Annotated in this window: 15 protein-coding genes and 2 pseudogenes; 8 read left to right on the plus strand and 9 right to left on the minus strand. The window is 69.3% G+C overall.

What is annotated here, in order from left to right:
• The first annotated feature begins 157 nt into the window (after nucleotides 1-157).
• The 4 genes from HQM25_RS05915 to HQM25_RS05930 are packed head-to-tail and all read left to right on the plus strand — an operon-like array spanning nucleotide 158 to nucleotide 3,522.
• The gene (locus HQM25_RS05915; RefSeq protein ID WP_172989403.1) at nucleotides 158-982 is read left to right on the plus strand and encodes an alpha/beta fold hydrolase; all 825 of its coding nucleotides are present in this window, start codon (nucleotides 158-160) and stop codon (nucleotides 980-982) included.
• 18 nt (nucleotides 983-1,000) lie between these two features.
• Entirely contained in the window at nucleotides 1,001-1,831 is an 831-nt protein-coding gene (locus HQM25_RS05920; RefSeq protein WP_172989404.1) for an alpha/beta hydrolase, read from the plus strand.
• Between the two features lie 30 nt (nucleotides 1,832-1,861).
• Nucleotides 1,862-2,689: an MBL fold metallo-hydrolase gene (locus HQM25_RS05925; RefSeq protein WP_172989405.1), complete on the plus strand. Its 828-nt coding sequence runs from the start codon at nucleotides 1,862-1,864 to the stop codon at nucleotides 2,687-2,689.
• Entirely contained in the window at nucleotides 2,686-3,522 is an 837-nt protein-coding gene (locus HQM25_RS05930) for an alpha/beta fold hydrolase (protein WP_172989406.1), read from the plus strand. The genes HQM25_RS05925 and HQM25_RS05930 overlap by 4 nt, the downstream gene beginning before the upstream one ends.
• Before the next feature lie 742 nt (nucleotides 3,523-4,264).
• Here HQM25_RS05930 and HQM25_RS05935 read toward each other — a convergent pair.
• The gene (locus HQM25_RS05935; protein WP_172989407.1) at nucleotides 4,265-4,459 is read right to left on the minus strand and encodes a hypothetical protein; all 195 of its coding nucleotides are present in this window, start codon (nucleotides 4,457-4,459) and stop codon (nucleotides 4,265-4,267) included.
• Between the two features lie 174 nt (nucleotides 4,460-4,633).
• On the opposite strand from HQM25_RS05935, the pseudogene HQM25_RS05940 reads away from it, so the two are divergent.
• A pseudogene (locus tag HQM25_RS05940) lies at nucleotides 4,634-4,936 on the plus strand (DUF7882 family protein); the annotation flags it as partial.
• Between the two features lie 297 nt (nucleotides 4,937-5,233).
• Here HQM25_RS05940 and HQM25_RS05945 read toward each other — a convergent pair.
• From HQM25_RS05945 to HQM25_RS05955, 3 genes are read right to left on the minus strand one after another with little or no spacing between them, the layout of a single operon-like run.
• Nucleotides 5,234-5,563, minus strand: a complete 330-nt coding sequence (locus tag HQM25_RS05945) for a CinA family protein (RefSeq protein WP_172989408.1) — start codon at nucleotides 5,561-5,563, stop codon at nucleotides 5,234-5,236.
• Between the two features lie 26 nt (nucleotides 5,564-5,589).
• Nucleotides 5,590-6,558, minus strand: a complete 969-nt coding sequence (locus HQM25_RS05950) for an LLM class F420-dependent oxidoreductase (protein ID WP_302182842.1) — start codon at nucleotides 6,556-6,558, stop codon at nucleotides 5,590-5,592.
• Between the two features lie 25 nt (nucleotides 6,559-6,583).
• Nucleotides 6,584-6,793, minus strand: coding sequence for a hypothetical protein (locus HQM25_RS05955; RefSeq protein WP_172989409.1), 210 nt, complete (start codon nucleotides 6,791-6,793; stop codon nucleotides 6,584-6,586).
• Nucleotides 6,794-7,020: 227 nt separating this feature from the next.
• Between HQM25_RS05955 and HQM25_RS05960 the strand changes: the two are divergent.
• Nucleotides 7,021-9,393, plus strand: a pseudogene (locus tag HQM25_RS05960) (phosphoketolase family protein).
• Between the two features lie 182 nt (nucleotides 9,394-9,575).
• Here the strand turns inward: HQM25_RS05960 and HQM25_RS05965 are convergent.
• From HQM25_RS05965 to HQM25_RS05985, 5 genes are all read right to left on the minus strand, one after another.
• A complete protein-coding gene (locus HQM25_RS05965) occupies nucleotides 9,576-10,349 on the minus strand; it encodes an LLM class flavin-dependent oxidoreductase (protein ID WP_172989410.1) in 774 nt (257 codons plus the stop codon).
• 166 nt (nucleotides 10,350-10,515) lie between these two features.
• Complete coding sequence (locus HQM25_RS05970; protein ID WP_172989411.1) at nucleotides 10,516-10,944, minus strand: hypothetical protein; 429 nt, start codon at nucleotides 10,942-10,944, stop codon at nucleotides 10,516-10,518.
• A 247-nt stretch (nucleotides 10,945-11,191) separates the two neighbouring features.
• Entirely contained in the window at nucleotides 11,192-11,941 is a 750-nt protein-coding gene (locus HQM25_RS05975; protein ID WP_172989412.1) for a hypothetical protein, read from the minus strand.
• 235 nt (nucleotides 11,942-12,176) lie between these two features.
• Nucleotides 12,177-12,476: a hypothetical protein gene (locus HQM25_RS05980; RefSeq protein ID WP_172989413.1), complete on the minus strand. Its 300-nt coding sequence runs from the start codon at nucleotides 12,474-12,476 to the stop codon at nucleotides 12,177-12,179.
• Nucleotides 12,477-12,499: 23 nt separating this feature from the next.
• The gene (locus HQM25_RS05985; RefSeq protein ID WP_172989414.1) at nucleotides 12,500-15,400 is read right to left on the minus strand and encodes an aminotransferase; all 2,901 of its coding nucleotides are present in this window, start codon (nucleotides 15,398-15,400) and stop codon (nucleotides 12,500-12,502) included.
• A gap of 104 nt (nucleotides 15,401-15,504) precedes the next feature.
• Here HQM25_RS05985 and HQM25_RS05990 point away from each other — a divergent pair, with 104 nt between their 5' ends.
• A complete protein-coding gene (locus HQM25_RS05990) occupies nucleotides 15,505-15,888 on the plus strand; it encodes a DoxX family protein (RefSeq protein WP_172989415.1) in 384 nt (127 codons plus the stop codon).
• A gap of 13 nt (nucleotides 15,889-15,901) precedes the next feature.
• Nucleotides 15,902-17,761 (plus strand): Na+/H+ antiporter NhaA, encoded by a 1,860-nt coding sequence (gene nhaA / locus HQM25_RS05995; RefSeq protein WP_172989416.1) that lies wholly within the window; start codon nucleotides 15,902-15,904, stop codon nucleotides 17,759-17,761.
• Nucleotides 17,762-17,783 lie beyond the last annotated feature (22 nt).

Genomic DNA, 17,783 nt, shown 5'->3' on the forward strand with positions numbered 1-17,783 from the left:
TGACACGGTGTGCACCGTGGTGTGCGGGCTGTGCACCGAATCACGCAAAGTGCTCACTCGGCACACTGCGGTGCACACACGGTGAAGGCGCATCGGCGCGGTGCGGCTCTACCGTCCAAGCAACCGATCCCGATCCCCATCGACCAAGGAGGGCGTGATGCCTTACGTACAGACTGACGACGGTACCGAGATCTTCTACAAGGACTGGGGCGGAGACGGGTCGCCGGTGCTGCTCAGTCACGGCTGGCCACTGAACTCCGACGCCTGGGAGGCGGCCGCGCTGTTTCTCGCCGAGCACGGCCACCGCGCGATCGCGCACGACCGACGCGGGCACGGCAAGTCGACCCAGACCTGGTCCGGCAACGAGATGGACACCTACGCCGACGACCTCGCCACACTGATCGACCATCTCGACCTCAACGAGCTCACCCTCGTCGGACATTCCACGGGCGGTGGTGAGGTGCTTCACTACGTCGCCCGGCACGGTTCCAGTCGCGTCGCGAAACTCATCCTCGTCTCTGCGGTGCCGCCCCTCATGGTCAAGACCGACGACAACCCGGGCGGACTGCCCATCGACGTGTTCGACGGGATCCGCGCCGGCGAAGCCCACAACCGGTCGCAGCTGTATCGGGAGCTCGCCGACGGGCCGTTCTTCGGCAACAACCGCTCCGGCGATGTCCCGCAGGGCACCCGCGACGCGTTCTGGCTGCAGGGTCTCGCATCCGGCACCCGCAACGCCTACGAGTGCATCGCCGCGTTCTCCGCCACCGATTTCCGACCCGACCTCGCCAAGGTCGACGTCGCCACTCTGGTAATCCATGGCGACGACGACCAGATCGTCCCGTTCGAGATCAGCGGCAAGCTTTCCGCCGCTGGCATCGCCGGCTCGGAGTTGCTCGTCTACGAAGGCGGAGCCCATGGTCTGCCCGACACCGATCGGGAGCGACTTCACAACGACATTCTGGCGTTCGTTGAGCGCTGACCACCGGAAGGAACCCTGATGAGCACTGAAACGCCCGACACCATCGTCCTCATCCACGGCCTGTGGGTCACTCCCCGCAGCTGGGAGGACTGGAAGGCACGATTCGAGGCAAAGGGGTACAACGTCATCGCCCCCGCCTATCCCGGCTTCGAGATCGAAGTCGAAGCGCTGCGGGACAACCCCGATGTCATCGCGAACCTCACCGTCCCCGAGACTGTCGACCACCTCGCTGGCATCATCGACGCACTTCCGAAGCCGCCGATCATCATGGGGCACTCGTTCGGCGGCATCTTCACCCAGCTGCTTCTGGCCCGAGGTCTCGGGGCCGCTGGCGCGGTCATCGACTCCGCTCCCACCGAGGGCGTACGGGTCACGCCGCTGTCGCAGGCACGGTCGCTGTTCCCTGCACTCAAGAATCCGGCCAACTTCCACAAGGCGGTCGGGTTCACGAAGGACGAGTGGCACTACGCGTTCGCGAACACGCTGACACGGGAGGAGTCGGATGCCGCGTGGGAGCGGTATGCGATCCCCGCGCCCGGCAACTGGGTGTTCGCGTACGGGCTGCTCGCGAACTTCCAGCCCGGACACCAGGCGACATGGGTGGACTACTCCGTCGACCGGGCGCCGCTGCTGTTCATCGGCGGCAGCGAAGACCACATCATGCCGCCCGCGGTGAACAAGTCCAATGCCAAACACTGGCAGAAGTCGCCCGCTCTCACCGAGTACCACGAGTTCGAAGGCCGCGGCCACTGGACGTGCGCGGAGCCCGGCTGGGAGGACGTCGCCGACTACGCCCTCGACTGGACCCTCGCCCACGCGCGCTCGGTCCCGAGCCAAACGACCGCCTGACCGACACGGGCCCCCGATTCAGGAGAACTCATGAAGGTCACACGGATCGGGGGCCCGACCATTCTCGTCGAGCTCCACCAGTGGCGGATCCTCATCGACCCCACCTTCGACCCACCCGGCCGCCGCTACCCATTCGCCCTCGGCACCTCGAGCGTGAAGACCCGCGGCCCCGCCATCACCGCGGCCGAGCTGGGGCCAGTCGATGTGATCCTGGTCAGCCACGACCACCATGCCGACAATCTCGACGACACCGGTCGCGCGCTTCTCCCCACCGCGACCCACGTCGTCACCACCCGCGCCGGCGCGCGACGACTCGGCCTCCCGAACGTGCATGGCCTCACCGCCGGCCACACCCTCGTCCTCGAAGCGGAAGGGAAGGAGCCCCTGCGGGTGACCGCGACTCCCGGCCGGCACGGGCCACCGTTCAGCAGGCTTATCGTCGGCGACGTCATCGGCTTCCTCCTCCGCCGCAACCACCAGCTCCGCGACGACATCTGGATCACCGGCGACACCGTCCTCACCCGACAGCTCACGCACGCCGCCCGCCGACTGAACGTGGACGTCGCGATCGTCAACGCCGGCGGCGTCCGCTTCGGAATCACCGGCCCAATCGACTACACCATGACCGGCGCGGACGCCGTCAAGCTCGTCGGCCTCCTGCAGCCGACCGTCGCGATCCCCGCGCACTACGACGGCTGGTCACACTTCCGCGACGGCGAAACAGGGATGCGCGCCGCCATCCGCGACGCCCCCACCCATATCCGCGAGCGATTTCGATGGCTGCCCGACGGGCGCCCCGTCGACCTCACCGACCAACTCAACACCGCCCACCACCCACCTGAAAGGACCACACCATGAACCGGAAACCCAGAGGCATCCTCCGCCTCGCCGCCGCAGCCCTCGCGGCCTCCCTCATCGCGCTGGGCGCCGTCGCCCTCCCCGCCGCCGCCGAACCCGCGCCGACCACCGTCGCCGCGGCCAAGGGAACACCCAAGCCCACCATCGTGCTCGTCCACGGCGCATTCGCCGACTCCAGCGGCTGGAACCTCGTCGCCCCCGCCCTGCAGACCGCCGGATACCCCGTCCTCGCGTTCTCCAACCCGCTGCGCGGCATCGAATATGACAGCCAGTACCTGCGCGACTTCCTCACCACCATCGAGGGACCCGTCGTGCTCGTCGGTCACTCCTACGGCGGCGCCCTCATCACCAACGCCGCCACCGGGAATGAGAACGTGAAGTCACTCGTCTACATCGCGGCCTACGCCCTCGCCGAAGGCGAATCGGTCGCCGACGCCAACCACCTCGGCGGCGGACACACCGACGTCACCGACAACCTCGTCATCCGCCCGTTCCCCGGAGCATCCGAAGGCGACGCAGATGCATACATCGATCCCGCCGCCTTCCCCGACCTGTTTGCGCAAGACATCCCGAAAGTCCTCGCCAAGACCATGGCCGCCGGGCAACGGCCCGGCTCCTATGCGTCCCTGGTCACGCCGTCCGGCCCGCCGGCGTGGGAGAGCATCCCGAGTTGGTACATGGTCGCCAAGCAAGACCGCATCATTCCGCCCGAGGCAGAGCGCGCCATGGCCGAGCGCGCCGGATCCACGGTCGTCGAAGTCAACACCTCTCACGTCCCGATGCTCAGCAAACCGCTCTCGGTCATCTCACTCATCACCCAAGCCGCTCGGTGAGACTCCATGGGCTGGCCGGCACCCGCCGGCCAGCCCATCCGCTATGCACGCTGACGTCCCGCTACACGGCAATATCCGTATACGTTGGGGTGCGATGCGCGCGGAGATTCTGCGCGTCGGCGAGTGCCTCGCGCCCCGTGTCGACGGGCGTGACCGCTCGGCGACGGTCCGCATGCCGGATCCAGCGGGAGCGTGGTCAGAATGGCTGAGGGTGGGGTGATGCGTGCGGGATCGTGACGGGTTTCGTGCTCGTTCTTGGCTGCGGCGCTGGCGGGCGCAGCATCGCGGCATGCATGACTTCTTCGCGGGTGTGGTGGCGTGAGGGGCGACGCCGGTCGTGAAGCCAGACGGCCTCGAGTTGCCCGTCGGGTACGCGTTCGACATAGGCGATGACATGGTCCGAGTCACGCTCACCCACGGACGGGTCACACAGTCTCCAGGCGCCATCACCGACCGGGTCGAAGACGAGGTGGTGTTGATCTGCGCTGATCATGATTACCTCCGGTTCCAGCATGCGGCGCTCAGCGGGGTCCGTCCACCCCCTTGACTTGCCCGCGCCGGTGACCCGTCCCCACCGGGTACCCGCCCGGGTGCATGCCCCCATTCCGCGGTCGCACAGTTCGCGGTTCGGGGATCCGCGTCTTGCGCGCTTTCGAAGCGGAGTGGATCGTTCCGGGGTGTCCCCCTTGCGCAACGGATCCCCGCCTGAGATGGGCTCTAGGCGTCAAGAAGGCGCGGCGGTTCAGGAAGGTCCGGGTTCACGGTGCGGTGGGCGGTTGGGAGCAGCATCCGGGCGCCAGTCGGCGATGGTGGGCACGACGTCGTCGAACACCGGGTCGAGGGGAGGTTCGTCGGGCAGGTGCAGCGCGCGGTAATCCCGCGGAAGCTCGTCGACCAGCTGACCGTCGCGTGGTCCGTCTCGCAGTCGGAACACCATGCGTCAACGATAGGAACCGCTCCCGTGCCGGACGAGGCGGTTGCGTTCCACGCGATGATCGTCTATCCGGTCGACTAGACAGACGTCCAGGTGCTGGAACACGTCAAGGAAAGTATTCTCGCTACGAGTGGTACACCGGATCCCAAGTACTTGGTCGGCCTAGGCGGAGGCGAAATGGGGACAATCTTCTATGGCGGGTCAGAGTCGCCGATCCATATCGAGGATCGCGCGCTGGCCCACCTCAAAGTCGTCATCTCGACCAAGCTCCGACGCGGCGAGAGCTTCACATTGTCGTGGCGGCACCCCGAGGACCAGCCGCGCGGACGCAGCACGATCTGGCTGAATCCCTCGATCCCGTTGCGGTTCGTGTTCGACGACCCGGAGCCCGCCGCACTGAACCCTGCCTGGATCGAGGAGCTCGCGAATTCGGCAAGCTCCACCGGCGGCATCATGCTGGTAGCTGAGCAAATCGAGAGCGATCCGGCTCAGAGTGTCGGTGGCGAAGAGAAGAATGTGTCGCTTGGCAACGTGGCAGTGGAACACCTGAACGTCGATCGCGCGACCATCGCCGGGGCTGACCTGGCCGGCGCCGACCTCTCCGGCGCCGCGAACTAGGACAGCGGCGCGGGCAGACATGAATGCGCCGACATTCAGAAGCGTCGAGCTGCGCCACGAAGAGTGGACCCCGTCGTAGACGCGTCGGCGATCACCGGACGAGCCAACCAAGCCAGTCCTTAAGTAGCGCAACTCCGAGGTCGTCGCACAGAGGAGAACCTACGCATGACGGATGCGGCGGCGAAGCCCCTTGACGAGTCGCCGGTCGGGCCGCTCGGTCACAGCCGTTCGAGGAGCATCGTGAGCGCCGCGCTCGTGCTGGCCGCGACCACCTCCTCCGGGCGGCCGGGGACGTGGTGAGTGGCCGCGCTGCTTGGTCGTGAGGTGGTAGGCGACGATGCTCCCGCGGAACCAATCAGAGGCGTCGGCGCCGCGCCCGAGTGCGGTCGAGACGCCTCCGCTGGTCAGCGACTCCACCGCCGCGACGGTGCGACCGTCGTCACGGCACATTCGTGCGATCTCCGCCACGACACGGTTGTTCTCGCTCATCGTTCGATCGGGGAGGTGACCGTGGATCACAGGCGCCGAAGATCTCTCAGAAGATCGGATGCCGCGTCGTCGAGGAACGGCGTCTGGGCGTCACCACCCACCTGCACGAGGGCGATGTCGGTGAAGCCGGCGTCGACGTAGTCCTTCACCCGTGCGGCGATGCGATCGAGGTCGGGTCCGCAGGGGATGGCGTGGGCGACGTCTTCGGGTCGGACGAACGCGCTGGCGCCGTCGAAGCCCGCCGGCGTCGGAAGGTCGGCATTCACCGCCCATCCGCCACCGAACCATCGGAACTGGTCGTGCGCACGCGCGACCGCAGCTGCCTCGTCGGTGTCCCAGCAGATCGGAACCTGGCCGATCTTGCGTGACGCGCCGGAATGCGCGGCATCCCACTGTTCGATCAGTTCTCGTTCCGGCTGCACCGAGATGAGGTGGTCGGCGAGCGGCGCGAACCGGTCGATGGACTCGTCGCCCGATCCTGCGACGGCGAGAGGAACGGGAGAATCTGGAAGGTCCCAGATGCGCGCCGAGTCGACTCGGAAGTACTCGCCCTCCCAGGTGGTCAGCTCGCCGGTGTGCAATTCGCGGATGATCTGGATCGCTTCCTCGAGCATGCTCTGGCGCACAGCGACCGAGGGCCACCCTTCTCCCACGACGTGCTCGTTGAGATTCTCGCCCGAGCCGAGGCCGAGAACGAAGCGCCCCTCGCTCAGCTCTTGCAACGTCGCGGCCTTCTGCGCCACCACCGCCGGGTGGTACCGCATCGTCGGGCACGTGACGTAGGTCATCAGCTCGAGACGCGATGTCGCATGTGCGACTGCGCCGAGCACCGACCACGCATACGGCGAGTGGCCCTGGCTGGTCAGCCATGGCGAGTAGTGGTCGCTCGAGACGGCGAAGTCGAACCCGACCTCCTCCGCATGCGCGGCATGGCGCACCAGGTCGCGCGCTCTGCTCTGCTCCGTCATCAGGGTGTACCCGAAGTTCGTGGTCACGTCGTCTCCTCGTGCTCGTTACCGGCTACGGCAGCTCTTCGACCTGGATCTCGCTGTCGTCGTCACCGTCGGCGGGTTCGTCCTCGGGCAGGATGTCGCCCTGTCCTTCCTCGCCCAGTTCTGCGTCGAGGGGCGTCTCACCCTGGGTCTCGGGCTGGACGTCGTCTTCGATACGTCCTGCGTCATCCATCTCTTCAGGCGTGAGGTCACCCTCGTCGTTCGTCGTGTTCGACATCGTCTCTCCTCGGTTCACGTGCAGCGCTTGGGGCAGCTCTGCGTCGCCTACTTCCCGATCGCGGGGGTTCGCGTATCAGGCAAGCAGTCGCACCCCGCGTCGCGAAGTGGGTTGACAAACCCGCCCGCACCTCGCCGGGGCGTGCAGGTGGCCACCGTGTCAACCCCGTGGCCACGGTCGCGCCCACTCGCCTACGGTCGAAAGACCGGCGACGAGCGAGGAGTCACATGCCGAATGCACGTCTGCATGACGACGAGATCCGGGAACTGGACGCCTGGTGGCGCGCAGCGAACTACCTGAGCGTCGGCCAGATCTACCTGCGCGACAATCCGCTGCTGCGCAGGCCGCTCACCCGCGACGACGTCAAACCTCGCCTGCTCGGGCACTTCGGCACCGTTCCCGGACTCAACCTCATCTACGCGCACGCGAATCGACAGATCGGCGTGCGGGATCTGGACGCGCTGTACATCGCCGGTCCCGGCCACGGCGGCCCGGGAATGGTGGCGAACGCCTGGCTCGACGGCACCTACAGCGAGCGGTACCCGTCCGTCACCCGTGACGAGGCCGGCATGCGGCGGCTCTTCCGGCAGTTCTCCACGCCCGGAGGCATCCCCAGTCACGCCGCCCCCGAAACCCCGGGCTCCATCCACGAGGGCGGCGAGCTGGGGTACTCGCTCAGCCACGCCTACGGCGCCGCGTTCGACAACCCCGACCTCACGGTGTTCTGCGTCATCGGCGACGGCGAAGCCGAAACCGGGCCACTGGCCACGGCATGGCACAGCAACAAGTTCCTCGACCCCGCGACCGACGGCGCCGTGCTCCCGATCCTCCACCTGAACGGGTGAAAGATCGCGAACCCGACCGTGCTCTCCCGCATCCCCGAAAGCGAACTCGAGAGTCTGCTGCACGGCTACGGCCACGAGCCGATCTTCGTGACGTTCGAAACGACGGATGCCGCCCCCGACGTCCACCAGCGGTTCGCCGATGCGCTCGAAGTCGCACTCGACCGCATCGCTGCGATCCAGCACGCCGCGCGCGTCGACGGCGCCACCGGGCGACCCGCCTGGCCGGTCATCGTACTGCGATCACCGAAAGGCTGGACCGGTCCGAGCAAGGTCGACGGGCTCGTGGTCGAGGGCACGTGGCGCGCGCACCAGGTGCCGCTCCCAGGGGCTCGGGACAGCGACGAGCACCTGCGGCAGCTTCACGACTGGTTGCACTGCTACCGTCCGTCAGAGCTGTTCGACGAGGACGGCATCGCGTACCCCGAGACGATCGCGCTCGCGCCCGCCGGCGATCACCGGATGTCGGCCACGCCACACGCCAACGGCGGGATGCTGCGGGAAGACCTCAACCTGCCCGACTTCCGCGACTTCGCCGTGGACGTCGACGCCCCGGGTGCCCGTGACGCTTCGGCCACCGCCGTGCTCGGGGAGTACTTCGCCGAGGTCATCCGGCGCAACCCGACGACCTTCCGCATCTTCGGCCCCGACGAGACCGCGTCGAATCGTCTCGCGCCCGCCGTGTATGAAGCGAGCGACAAACAGTGGAACGCGGCGACGATCGCGCTCGACGAGCACCTGGCGCGCGCGGGACGTGTCATGGAGGTGCTCAGCGAGCATCAGTGTCAGGGCTGGCTCGAGGGATACCTCCTCACCGGACGGCACGGGGTCTTCAACAGCTACGAAGCGTTCGTGCACATCGTCGATTCCATGTTCAACCAGCACGCGAAGTGGCTCGAAGCATCCGCCCAGGTCCCCTGGCGCGCTCCGATCCCATCGCTCAACTACCTCGTGTCGAGCCACGTCTGGCGGCAGGACCACAACGGGTTCACCCACCAGGACCCGGGCTTCCTCGACGTGGTCGTCAACAAGAGCCCCGAGATCGTCCGCGTCTACCTTCCGTTCGACGCGAACACGCTGCTCGCGACCTACGACCACTGCCTGCGCACCGTCGACCGCGTCAACGTCGTCGTCGCCGGCAAGCAGGACAACCCGCAGTGGCTCTCGATGGATGCCGCGGTGCAGCACTGCACCCGCGGCCTCAGCGTGCTCGCGTGGGCGGGTACCGAGAAGCCCGGCGCCGACCCCGACATCGTGCTGGCCGCCGCTGGCGACGTGCCGACCCAGGAGATCCTGGCCGCAGCATCCATCCTCGCCCGCGACGCACCCGACCTCGCCACACGGGTCGTCAACGTCGTCGACCTCATGCGGCTACAGTCGGCGAGTGAGCACCCCCACGGCCTTTCCGACGACGATTTCGACCGGGTCTTCACGACGGATCGACCGATCATCTTCGCCTTCCACGGCTACCCGTGGCTGATCCACCGCCTCGCGTACAAACGGAACGGACACCCGAACCTCCACGTGCGCGGCTACAAGGAGAAAGGAACCACGACCACGCCGTTCGACATGGTGATGCTCAACGACCTCGACCGGTTCCAGCTCGCGATCGACGCCCTCGACCGGCTGCCAGAAGCCGGGGGGCGGTACACCGAGCTGCGGAAATCGCTCGTCGAACGCCGAGCGGCCGCCCGCGACTACACCCGCGAGCACGGCGAGGACGACCCCGCCATCGCCGGCTGGCGCTGGCCACACTGAAACGGAACCCATGCACGCCGGGACACGAACGGGGTTCTATCGGTTGTTTGGGTGTGAAGCTGGGAGGAGCGGCTGGAGCGAACCAATCACGATCACGTCGCAATACGAGAGCCCCCGCTCGGCCCGCAGACGGCCCATCATCGCGCAACGCCCGTTGAGGGATCGCACGCGCACGACGGCCATCAGTCGCGCCGCGGGCCCTCGTCCACGAGAGCCACGCACGCGTCACGGGACCCCAGCAGTGGAATCATCGCCCAGTCAGCGGTCCCGACATCATCGAGCTCACCGGCCCACACCAGGTCCACCGGGTGCGCAGCGTTCGACAGCTCGTCGCGAACCCGTCGCAGATCGGCTGTCGTCGCTCCGGTCGGGTCCTCGTCGGGTCCGATCCAGCCATCCCACCGCGCCGCGCGTCGCTTCGCCGGCGCGCTGTCACCGCCGACCCAGATCGGCACGCGCGGTCGCTGGACCGGCACCGCGGCGAGCGTGACGCCGTCGACCACGTAGTGCTCGCCGTGGTGAACGACCTGCTCACCGCTCCAAAGCCGAGTAATCACCTCTAGCGCCTCATCGAGCTGCGCAGCCCGAGTACGGCGATCACCGCTCTGCCCGAACATCTCGAAGCTTCGCGGAACGTCGCCGATGCCGACGCCGAGTGTCATCCGCCCGTCCGACAGCACGTCGAGGCTCGCGACGATCGACGCGATGACGTGCGGTGGGAAAGCGGGCAGCGGTGCGATGCAGGTGCCGATACGCATGTGCGATGTCGCCGCCGCGACCGCCGCGAGGATCACCCAGGGGTCGTAGGTCGCAGGTGGATCGTCGCGCGAGACGAACCCTCCCCAGGTGAAGTACCCGTCCCAGCCTGCCGCCTCAGCCCGCTGCGCCATGCGCGCCGCCTCACGCGGATCACCGAATGTCCCCCAGTGAGGAACGGCGAGCGCGAACCTGGTCATGTGGTCACCCTAGACCGGCGACACATAGCGCTGCCGTGTCCGAATCCGCGAATAGAGGCACCCGGGGGCCGAAGGAGTAGCCGAAACGGGTCCGGCTTGTACGAAGTGGTCCGCTCAGCGAGCACCGCCCGGATATGGATGCTTGCGTGATGCCCGTCGGAGAATCCTAGAGTCGGAGTCCGGCAGAGCGGCGTGCGGTCCGCTGTCTATCGAATCCGAACCGAGCTGGCGGTGCCACGGACTCCCGGGCGTCCTCGACGACCGGATCGAAGTGGCGCAGGAGCGACGCGTACCCGAAGTGATGGTTGTAGGTGAGCGCGTACCCTGCGGAGTCGTCGCGGACTACGCGGTCAGTCGGGCTCTGGGGGATCTCGTCGTAGACGTATCCATTGACCAACGCGGCATCCCGCGTCTCGTCGCCGTAGTCCCACTCCGACAGATGGCGGATTGCGGCCTCGGGTCCGTTCTTGTCGATCATGTCGAGCACGCCGTCGGCATCCTCACCCTGCATGAAGACGACACTCATCCAGCGACGCTCGACAGCGGCGCTGGAGTCGTGAGTGGAGGCTACTGCTCGGGTGGTGCGAATGCTCATCGTGAGCTCCCTTCTCCACCTATCAGGTACGCAGGGGGTACACGCTCCAGAGCAGGGATGTCGCGCCGGTGCCCGGTCAATTACGCTGATGCTGCGTGGATAAACCCGCTCGACGCCGCGATTTCGGCCCGAGTGGCACGCAGATGGCACGAGGATCGCGCCGACGTAGATTTCCTGCATGATTCCGCGGGTCGCGACGAGAACTGGGACTTCTGACCTGACCCTCGACGGGCCGATCCGCGGGCGCTCAGCGTCCGCGGATCCGCCCGAGGTCGGCGTCGTCGAGCGACATGTGCCCGACCGCGACCGGTAGATAGCGCAGCGCCCGCTCGCGCGCCCGCCCGTCGGTGTAGTGCACGCGGGGGCTGATGACGACGAGATCCGTGTCGTCGGGGCAGGCGAGTGAGACGTGGACGTCTCCGGCGGCCCATTCCACGTCGAACGCCCGCGCGGCGCTGCCGGTCTCGACGGCATCCACAGCCGCGACATCCGCGGGCAGCTCGAGCGAGAGCGTGCTCGCGCAGTCGGGCATCGCCACCAGGTCGCTGGACTGATCGTTGCGGAACTCGGACGCCGGGGCCTGCGTGAGCGACCAGGAGCCGACGGGCACGCTCACCGGTTCGGTGGCTCCCTCGTAATACAGCTCGACGGATTCGAAGGACACGCCCGCCGCGGGCACGGCGAGGGAGAACAGCAGATTGCCGAACAGCAGCCCGTCCGTCCCCTCGCCCCGCGCGACCTGCAGCTGCCCGGGCCCATATGCGTCGTCGCCGACGCCCACCGCGCGCAGGTCCGCCCAGATCGGATCCCGCTCGTGGGCGACGAAGACCAGGTTCATCGGATAGTCCTGGCCCGCCGGCATGACGATGTCCGCCGCGGTGAGGGCGAACGCGGGTGGTGCGGCATCCACGTCGCTCGTGCAGCCGACGGCGGTCGTGGCGAGGCTCCCGAGGACGAACGCGATCGCGGCGGCACAGGTGAATCGTCGAATGTCCACTGGGACCAGACGATAGGGCACCACCCGCCGCGCGCACAATGATCGGGTTCGCGGCAGTTTGCGGCATCCGCGCCATCGATCGGTGCCGCGGATGCCGCAACCTGCCGCGCACGCGGGGTAACCGAGCCGCGGGATGCCGCGGATGCCGCAATCTACGGCGGTCGTGTGACACCTGGCGCCGATTCGAGCCGCGGATGCCGCAACCTGCCGCGGTCGTGTGACCGAGGTGCCGCGCTCAGCGGGCCAGGGCGTCCCAGTCGACGTCGATGACCGTCGGATTCGAGACCGAGACCCGCGCCGGGAGCACCTGGCCCACCTGCGGCCAGTAGCGGCGTCGAGTGACCACGGCGGTGCTCACCGGGGTGGGCGGCACACCCGTCGCCTCGGCGATGACATCGAGCCGGCACTCCTGGTACCGCCCGCGCGGCGCGGGCTCGGACGCGGCGACGACGCGCACGGTGCCGCGCACCGCGTCGGCGAGGGGGTCGTGCGTCAGCCGCTCCAGTGCCGCCGCGACGTCGTCGATTTCGCTCACGGCAGCCACGCTACGCGGTCGTTTCACCAGCCGGTGCTCAGCACGCGATCCAGGGCGTCCACGAGCGCGTCGGCGCTCGCGCGGGTGAAGCACAGCGGCGGCTTGATCTTGAGGATGTTCTGGTGGTCGCCGGTGGGCTGGGCGATCACCCCGAGGGCACGCAGCCGGTCGCAGATCGCCGCGGTCTCTGCGGTCGCGGGCTCCCACGTGGCGCGGTCGCGCACGAACTCCGGCCCGAGGTAGAGGCCCGCTCCGTGCACGGCGCCGATAAGGGGATGCCGCTGCCCGAGCTCCTCCAGCCGGGAGACGAGGTACTCTCCGACGTCGCGGGCGTTCTCCTGCAGTCGCTCGTCGCGGATGATGTCGAGCACGGTCAGTCCCACGACGCTCGAGACCGGGCTGCCGCCGGCCGAGGAGAAGAAATAGCCGCCGGCGCGGTAGCGCTCCGCGATCTCCCGCGTCGTGATGACGGCGCCGAGCGGGTGGCCGTCGCCCATCGCCTTGGCGACGGCGATGACGTCGGGCACGGCATCCTGCTGCTCGAAGCCCCAGAACCAGCGACCGAGGCGTCCGTACCCGACCTGCACCTCGTCTGCGACGGCGAGTCCGCCGTGCTCGCGGACGGCGGCGTACACCGCCGCGAGGTATCCGTCGGGGAGCACCATGCCACCCGCGTTGCCGTAGAACGTCTCAGCGAGGAAGGCGCCGGCCGGGGTGCCCGCAGCAGCGAGCCGGCCGATCTCGGCGACGGCGTCTTCTGCGTAGCGGTGGGCCTCGTCCGCCGCGTACGCGCCGCGGAACGTGTTCGGCGCCGCCACCGTGTGCACCCAGGCGGGGCGGGTCTCCAGCGCCGCCGGGTTGTCGGCCACCGATGTCGAGACCGCATCGGTGAGGTAGGTCCAGCCGTGGTAGGCCTCGCGCATCGCCACGACGTCGAGGCGACCCGACCACGCCTGCGCCAGCCGCAGCGCGAGATCCACAGCCTCGGATCCGCTGTTGACGAGGAACACCGTGTCGAGCGGGTCGGGCGCGAGGGCGGCCAGGCGCTCGGCGAACTCCACCACGGCCGGGTAGTGGAAGCGCGAGTTCGTGTTGATCAGACTCCACTGCTCCGCGACCGCCGACACGATGCGCGGGTGGGCGTGCCCGACCGAGGTGACGTTGTTCAGCGTGTCGAGGTACACGCGGCCGTCGGCGTCGATCAGGTGTTCGCGCCAGCCGCGCACGATGACGGGCGGATCGGCGAAGTAGTGCTCCTGCACGTCGGCGAACGCGCGCGAGCGGCGGTCGAGGAGGGATGCCGCATCGGGCCGCGCGGCGGGCGCCGGCGCGTGTGCGCCGAGGATGACCGGAGCCGGGTCGGCCGCCACGACGCGCCAGGCGGCGGCCTGCGAACGCGGGACGAAGCGGGGGAGGGTCACCCCCGCGCGACTCAGGGAGAACCACGCGCTCCCGCCGACGTCGCCGAGCCGCGCACCCGGGGCGACATCGGTGCCCGCCGGGGGCGCGTCGCGCACGCCCGAGACGCGCAGGTCGAGTCCGTGCGCGGTGAGGACGACCTCGTCGTCCGCGCGGGCGGAGACGATGCCGCGCCAGGGCGCGCGCACGGGCATCCCGGCATCGGCGACGAGCTCCAGACCGAGGGCGACGTTGGCGGGCTCGGTCGGGGCGTGGAGCGCCGAGCGCGTCAGCCGGGACTCGTCGAAGCGCGCCACGGCGATTCCGCCGCCGGCCCGCGCCGCCGCGAACACCGCGGCCTCGGCGTCGTCGGCGAGCCAGCGGTCCTCCTTCAGCGCGGGAGAGGAGGGCGAGAGGTCGGCGACCCCCGCGCCGGTGGCTTCCACCGCGCTCGCCACGACGAGGCCGGTCGCGTCGAGGGCCGCGGGCGGGTCGCCGATCGCCGCGCGCACGAGCGCGGTGCCCACGGGCAGCGGCACCGAGGTGGCGGCATCCAGGATCAGCATCTCGTGGGCGAGGTTCTCGGCCGCGTAGGCGTTTCCGGCGTCGGTGGCGAGCACATGGTGGGCGCTGGCGACCAGCGTCGCTCCGCGAAGCACCAGCAGCGGCCACAGCGCCTCCGCCTCAGCCGGGCTCAGCGGCCGCACCCGGTGATAGGCGGCCACCGCACGCAGCGCCGCGGCCAGATCGACCCCGTCATGGTGCAGCAGCGAGGAGAGCGTGATCGCGAGTTCGCCGACCGTCCACGAGCGGTTGAGGTCGCCGAGGTCGATCACTCCGTCGGGGTGACCGTCGGGGCCGCTGACGACGTTGTCGTCGGTGAGATCCCCGTGGATGAACTGCACCGGCAGATCGTCGGCGACCGTGACGATGGCCGCCCAGGCTTCGGCTGCGGCACGATCGAGGCGGTCGCGCAGCGGAGCATCGGCGACGTGCGGCAGCAGGGCGGAGAGCGCGTCGGGTGCGTGGCGGAGGTCCCACTGGTGCGTGCGCTCGGCCCCCGCCGCGGTGAAGCCCTCCAGCGCCCGATCGACGCGCGCGGCGAGCGAGCCCATCTCGTCGACGACCGCCGCCGTCAGGTGGCGGTCGCCCGACAGGGTCTCTCCCTCGAGGAACTCCAGGAGGCGCGCGTGCATCCGCACACCGTCGACCTCCACCGGCCGCGCGGTCGCGTCCCCGACGGCGAGGGCGCGCGGCGCGCGGATGCCCGCGGCGGCGATGCGCGCCGCTGCCGCGGACTGCGCCTCCAGCTCGGCCGCGCTCACGCTCGGGTTGGCGATCTTCAGCAGCAGCGGCGCCGGCAGGGCTGAGAGCAGGAAGTTGCGATCCTGATGGCTGCCGAGTGCGCGGGCCGCGGCATCCACCCCCCATTCGTCGCGGGCGAGAAGGCTCGCCGTCTCCGGGGAGATCTCGGGCGGCGCGGGCTGGATGAGAGCCGCGCCGTCGCGGGGCGGGACTGCGGACATGCGGGTGCTCCTTCGAATCGCCTCCTCAGAGTAATCGCGGCATCGCCCCGCCGATTCACCGCGATCCGCCCCGCGCGCCCCGTCCACGTGGTTTCCTGGTCACCATGAGGACATTCGCGCGCTGGACCCTCGCCGCAGCCATGGTCTTCGCCGGGATCGGACACCTGTTCTGGGCCCGCCGCGAGTTCCAGGCGCAGGTGCCCGATTGGACGACGGAGATCGCACCGATCGACAAGGATGCCGTGGTCGTGGCATCCGGCGTCGTCGAGGTGATGCTCGGGGCGGCGCTCGTGGTGCTGCCGCAGTCGCGCTCGCGGATCGGCGCGATCCTGGCGGCGTTCTTCATCGCGGTGTTCCCGGGCAACGTGGAGCAGTACACGAAGCGCCGGGACGGCTTCGGTCTCGACAGCGACCGCAAGCGGCTCGTGCGGCTCTTCTTCCAGCCCCTGCTCGTCGCGTGGGCATGGTGGTCCACGCGAACGCGCTGAACGGACGGCGGCGATGACCACGGGAGCGGTCTCGACCGCGCGCACGGCGAAGAAGCGCAGTGGGGCCGCCGGCAGCGGTGACAGGATCGCCGCCGGGCTCATGCTCGCCGCGGCGATCATCGCCGTCGTGTGGGCGAACGTGGTGCCCCACGACGGCTACGCGCACTTCTGGGAGACCCCGATCGAGTTCGCGATCGGCTCGGCGCAGCTGGAGATCACTCTGCACGAGTTCGTCAACGACGTGCTGATGACGCTCTTCTTCTTCCTCGTGGGCCTCGAGGTCAAGCGCGAGTTCACGATCGGCGAGCTCACCTCGCGCGACCGGGCCCTCGTGCCGGTGGTCGCCGCAGTCGCGGGACTGCTCGTGCCGGCGCTCGTCTTCGTCGCGATGACCGCCTCCAGCGGGCAGGCGCACGCGTGGGGAATCGTCATCTCCACCGACACGGCGTTCCTGCTCGGCGCGCTCGCCCTGCTGGCGCCGCCGTTCCCCAAGCGCCTGCGCACGTTCCTGCTCACCCTGGCGGTCGTCGACGACGTCGGTGCGCTGCTGGTCATCGGCCTCTTCTACTCGAGCGGACTGCAGCCCGTCCCGCTGCTGGTGGCGGTCGTGCTCATGGTGCTGCTGGCGCTCGTGCGCCTGCTTCCCGCCGGCCGGGGGCTCCTCTACGCCGTGCTGGGAGCGGCCCTGTGGGCGGCGGTGATGATGGGCGGCATCCACCCCACCCTCGCCGGCGTCGCGGTGGCGCTGCTGATCCCCGTGTTCCCGCCGCGGCGCAGCGACGTGGAGCGCACGGCACAGCTCACGCAGGCCTTCCGCGAGTCGCCGAACACCGCCTATGCGGCGGCCGTCACCCGCAGCGTGCGCGATTCGCTCTCGATCAACGAGCGATTGGATGCCGCGTGGCGGCCGTACGTCGCCTTCGGCATCCTGCCGATCTTCGCGCTGGCCAACGCCGGCGTGCACCTGGATGCCGAGACCCTGCGCGACGCGGCGACCTCGCCGCTCACGTGGGCGGTGATCGTCGGCCTCGTGGCGGGGAAGTTCGCGGGCATCACCGCTGCCACCGCCCTCGTGCAGCGGATGGGCTGGGGGCGCCTCGCGCCGGGGCTCACCCTCACGCGCGTGGCCGGGGGAGCGGCGCTGTCGGGCATCGGCTTCACGATCTCGCTGTTCATCATCCCGCTCGCCCTCGACGACCCGCACGCCCAGGACCTCGCCCGCGTCGGCGTGCTCACCGGATCGCTGCTCGCGTTCCTGCTGGGCTGGGCGGTGCTCTCGATCGGCGATCGGGTGCGGCCTCCCCATGCGGTGGGCGCTCGCCTCAATCGCCCCGTCGACCCCGATCGCGACCACATCAAGGGGCGTGCCGACGCGCCCTACACGATCGTCGAGTACGCCGACTACGAGTGCCCGTTCTGCAGCCGCGCGACGGGGTCCGTGAGCGCGGTGCGGGCGCACTTCGGCGACGAGATCCGGTGGGTGTACCGGCACCTGCCCCTGGACGCCGTGCATCCCCATGCGACCGCGGCGGCGCGGGCGGCGGAGGCCGCGGCCGCGCAGGGGCGCTTCTTCGAGTACACGGCGCAGCTGTTCGACAACCAGGCGCGCCTGGAGCCGGAGGATCTCGTGGCCTACGCCGACCGCGTCGGCCTCGACGTCGACCGCTTCGCGCGCGACATGCGCTCGGCGGAGGCGGCCCGCCGCGTGGACGACGACCGCGATGACGCCGACCTCATGGACATCCACTCCACGCCGACCTTCTTCATCGGCGATCGGCGCCACGTCGGTCCGTACGACTCGGCCAGTCTCATCCGTGCGCTCGAAGACGCGGCGGTGCGTGGCGCGGACTCGCCGCCGACCGCCCCCGGCTAGCATGGGACGCCGAAGCAGCGAG

This window comes from Microbacterium hominis (assembly GCF_013282805.1).
Lineage (GTDB): Bacteria > Actinomycetota > Actinomycetes > Actinomycetales > Microbacteriaceae > Microbacterium > Microbacterium hominis_B.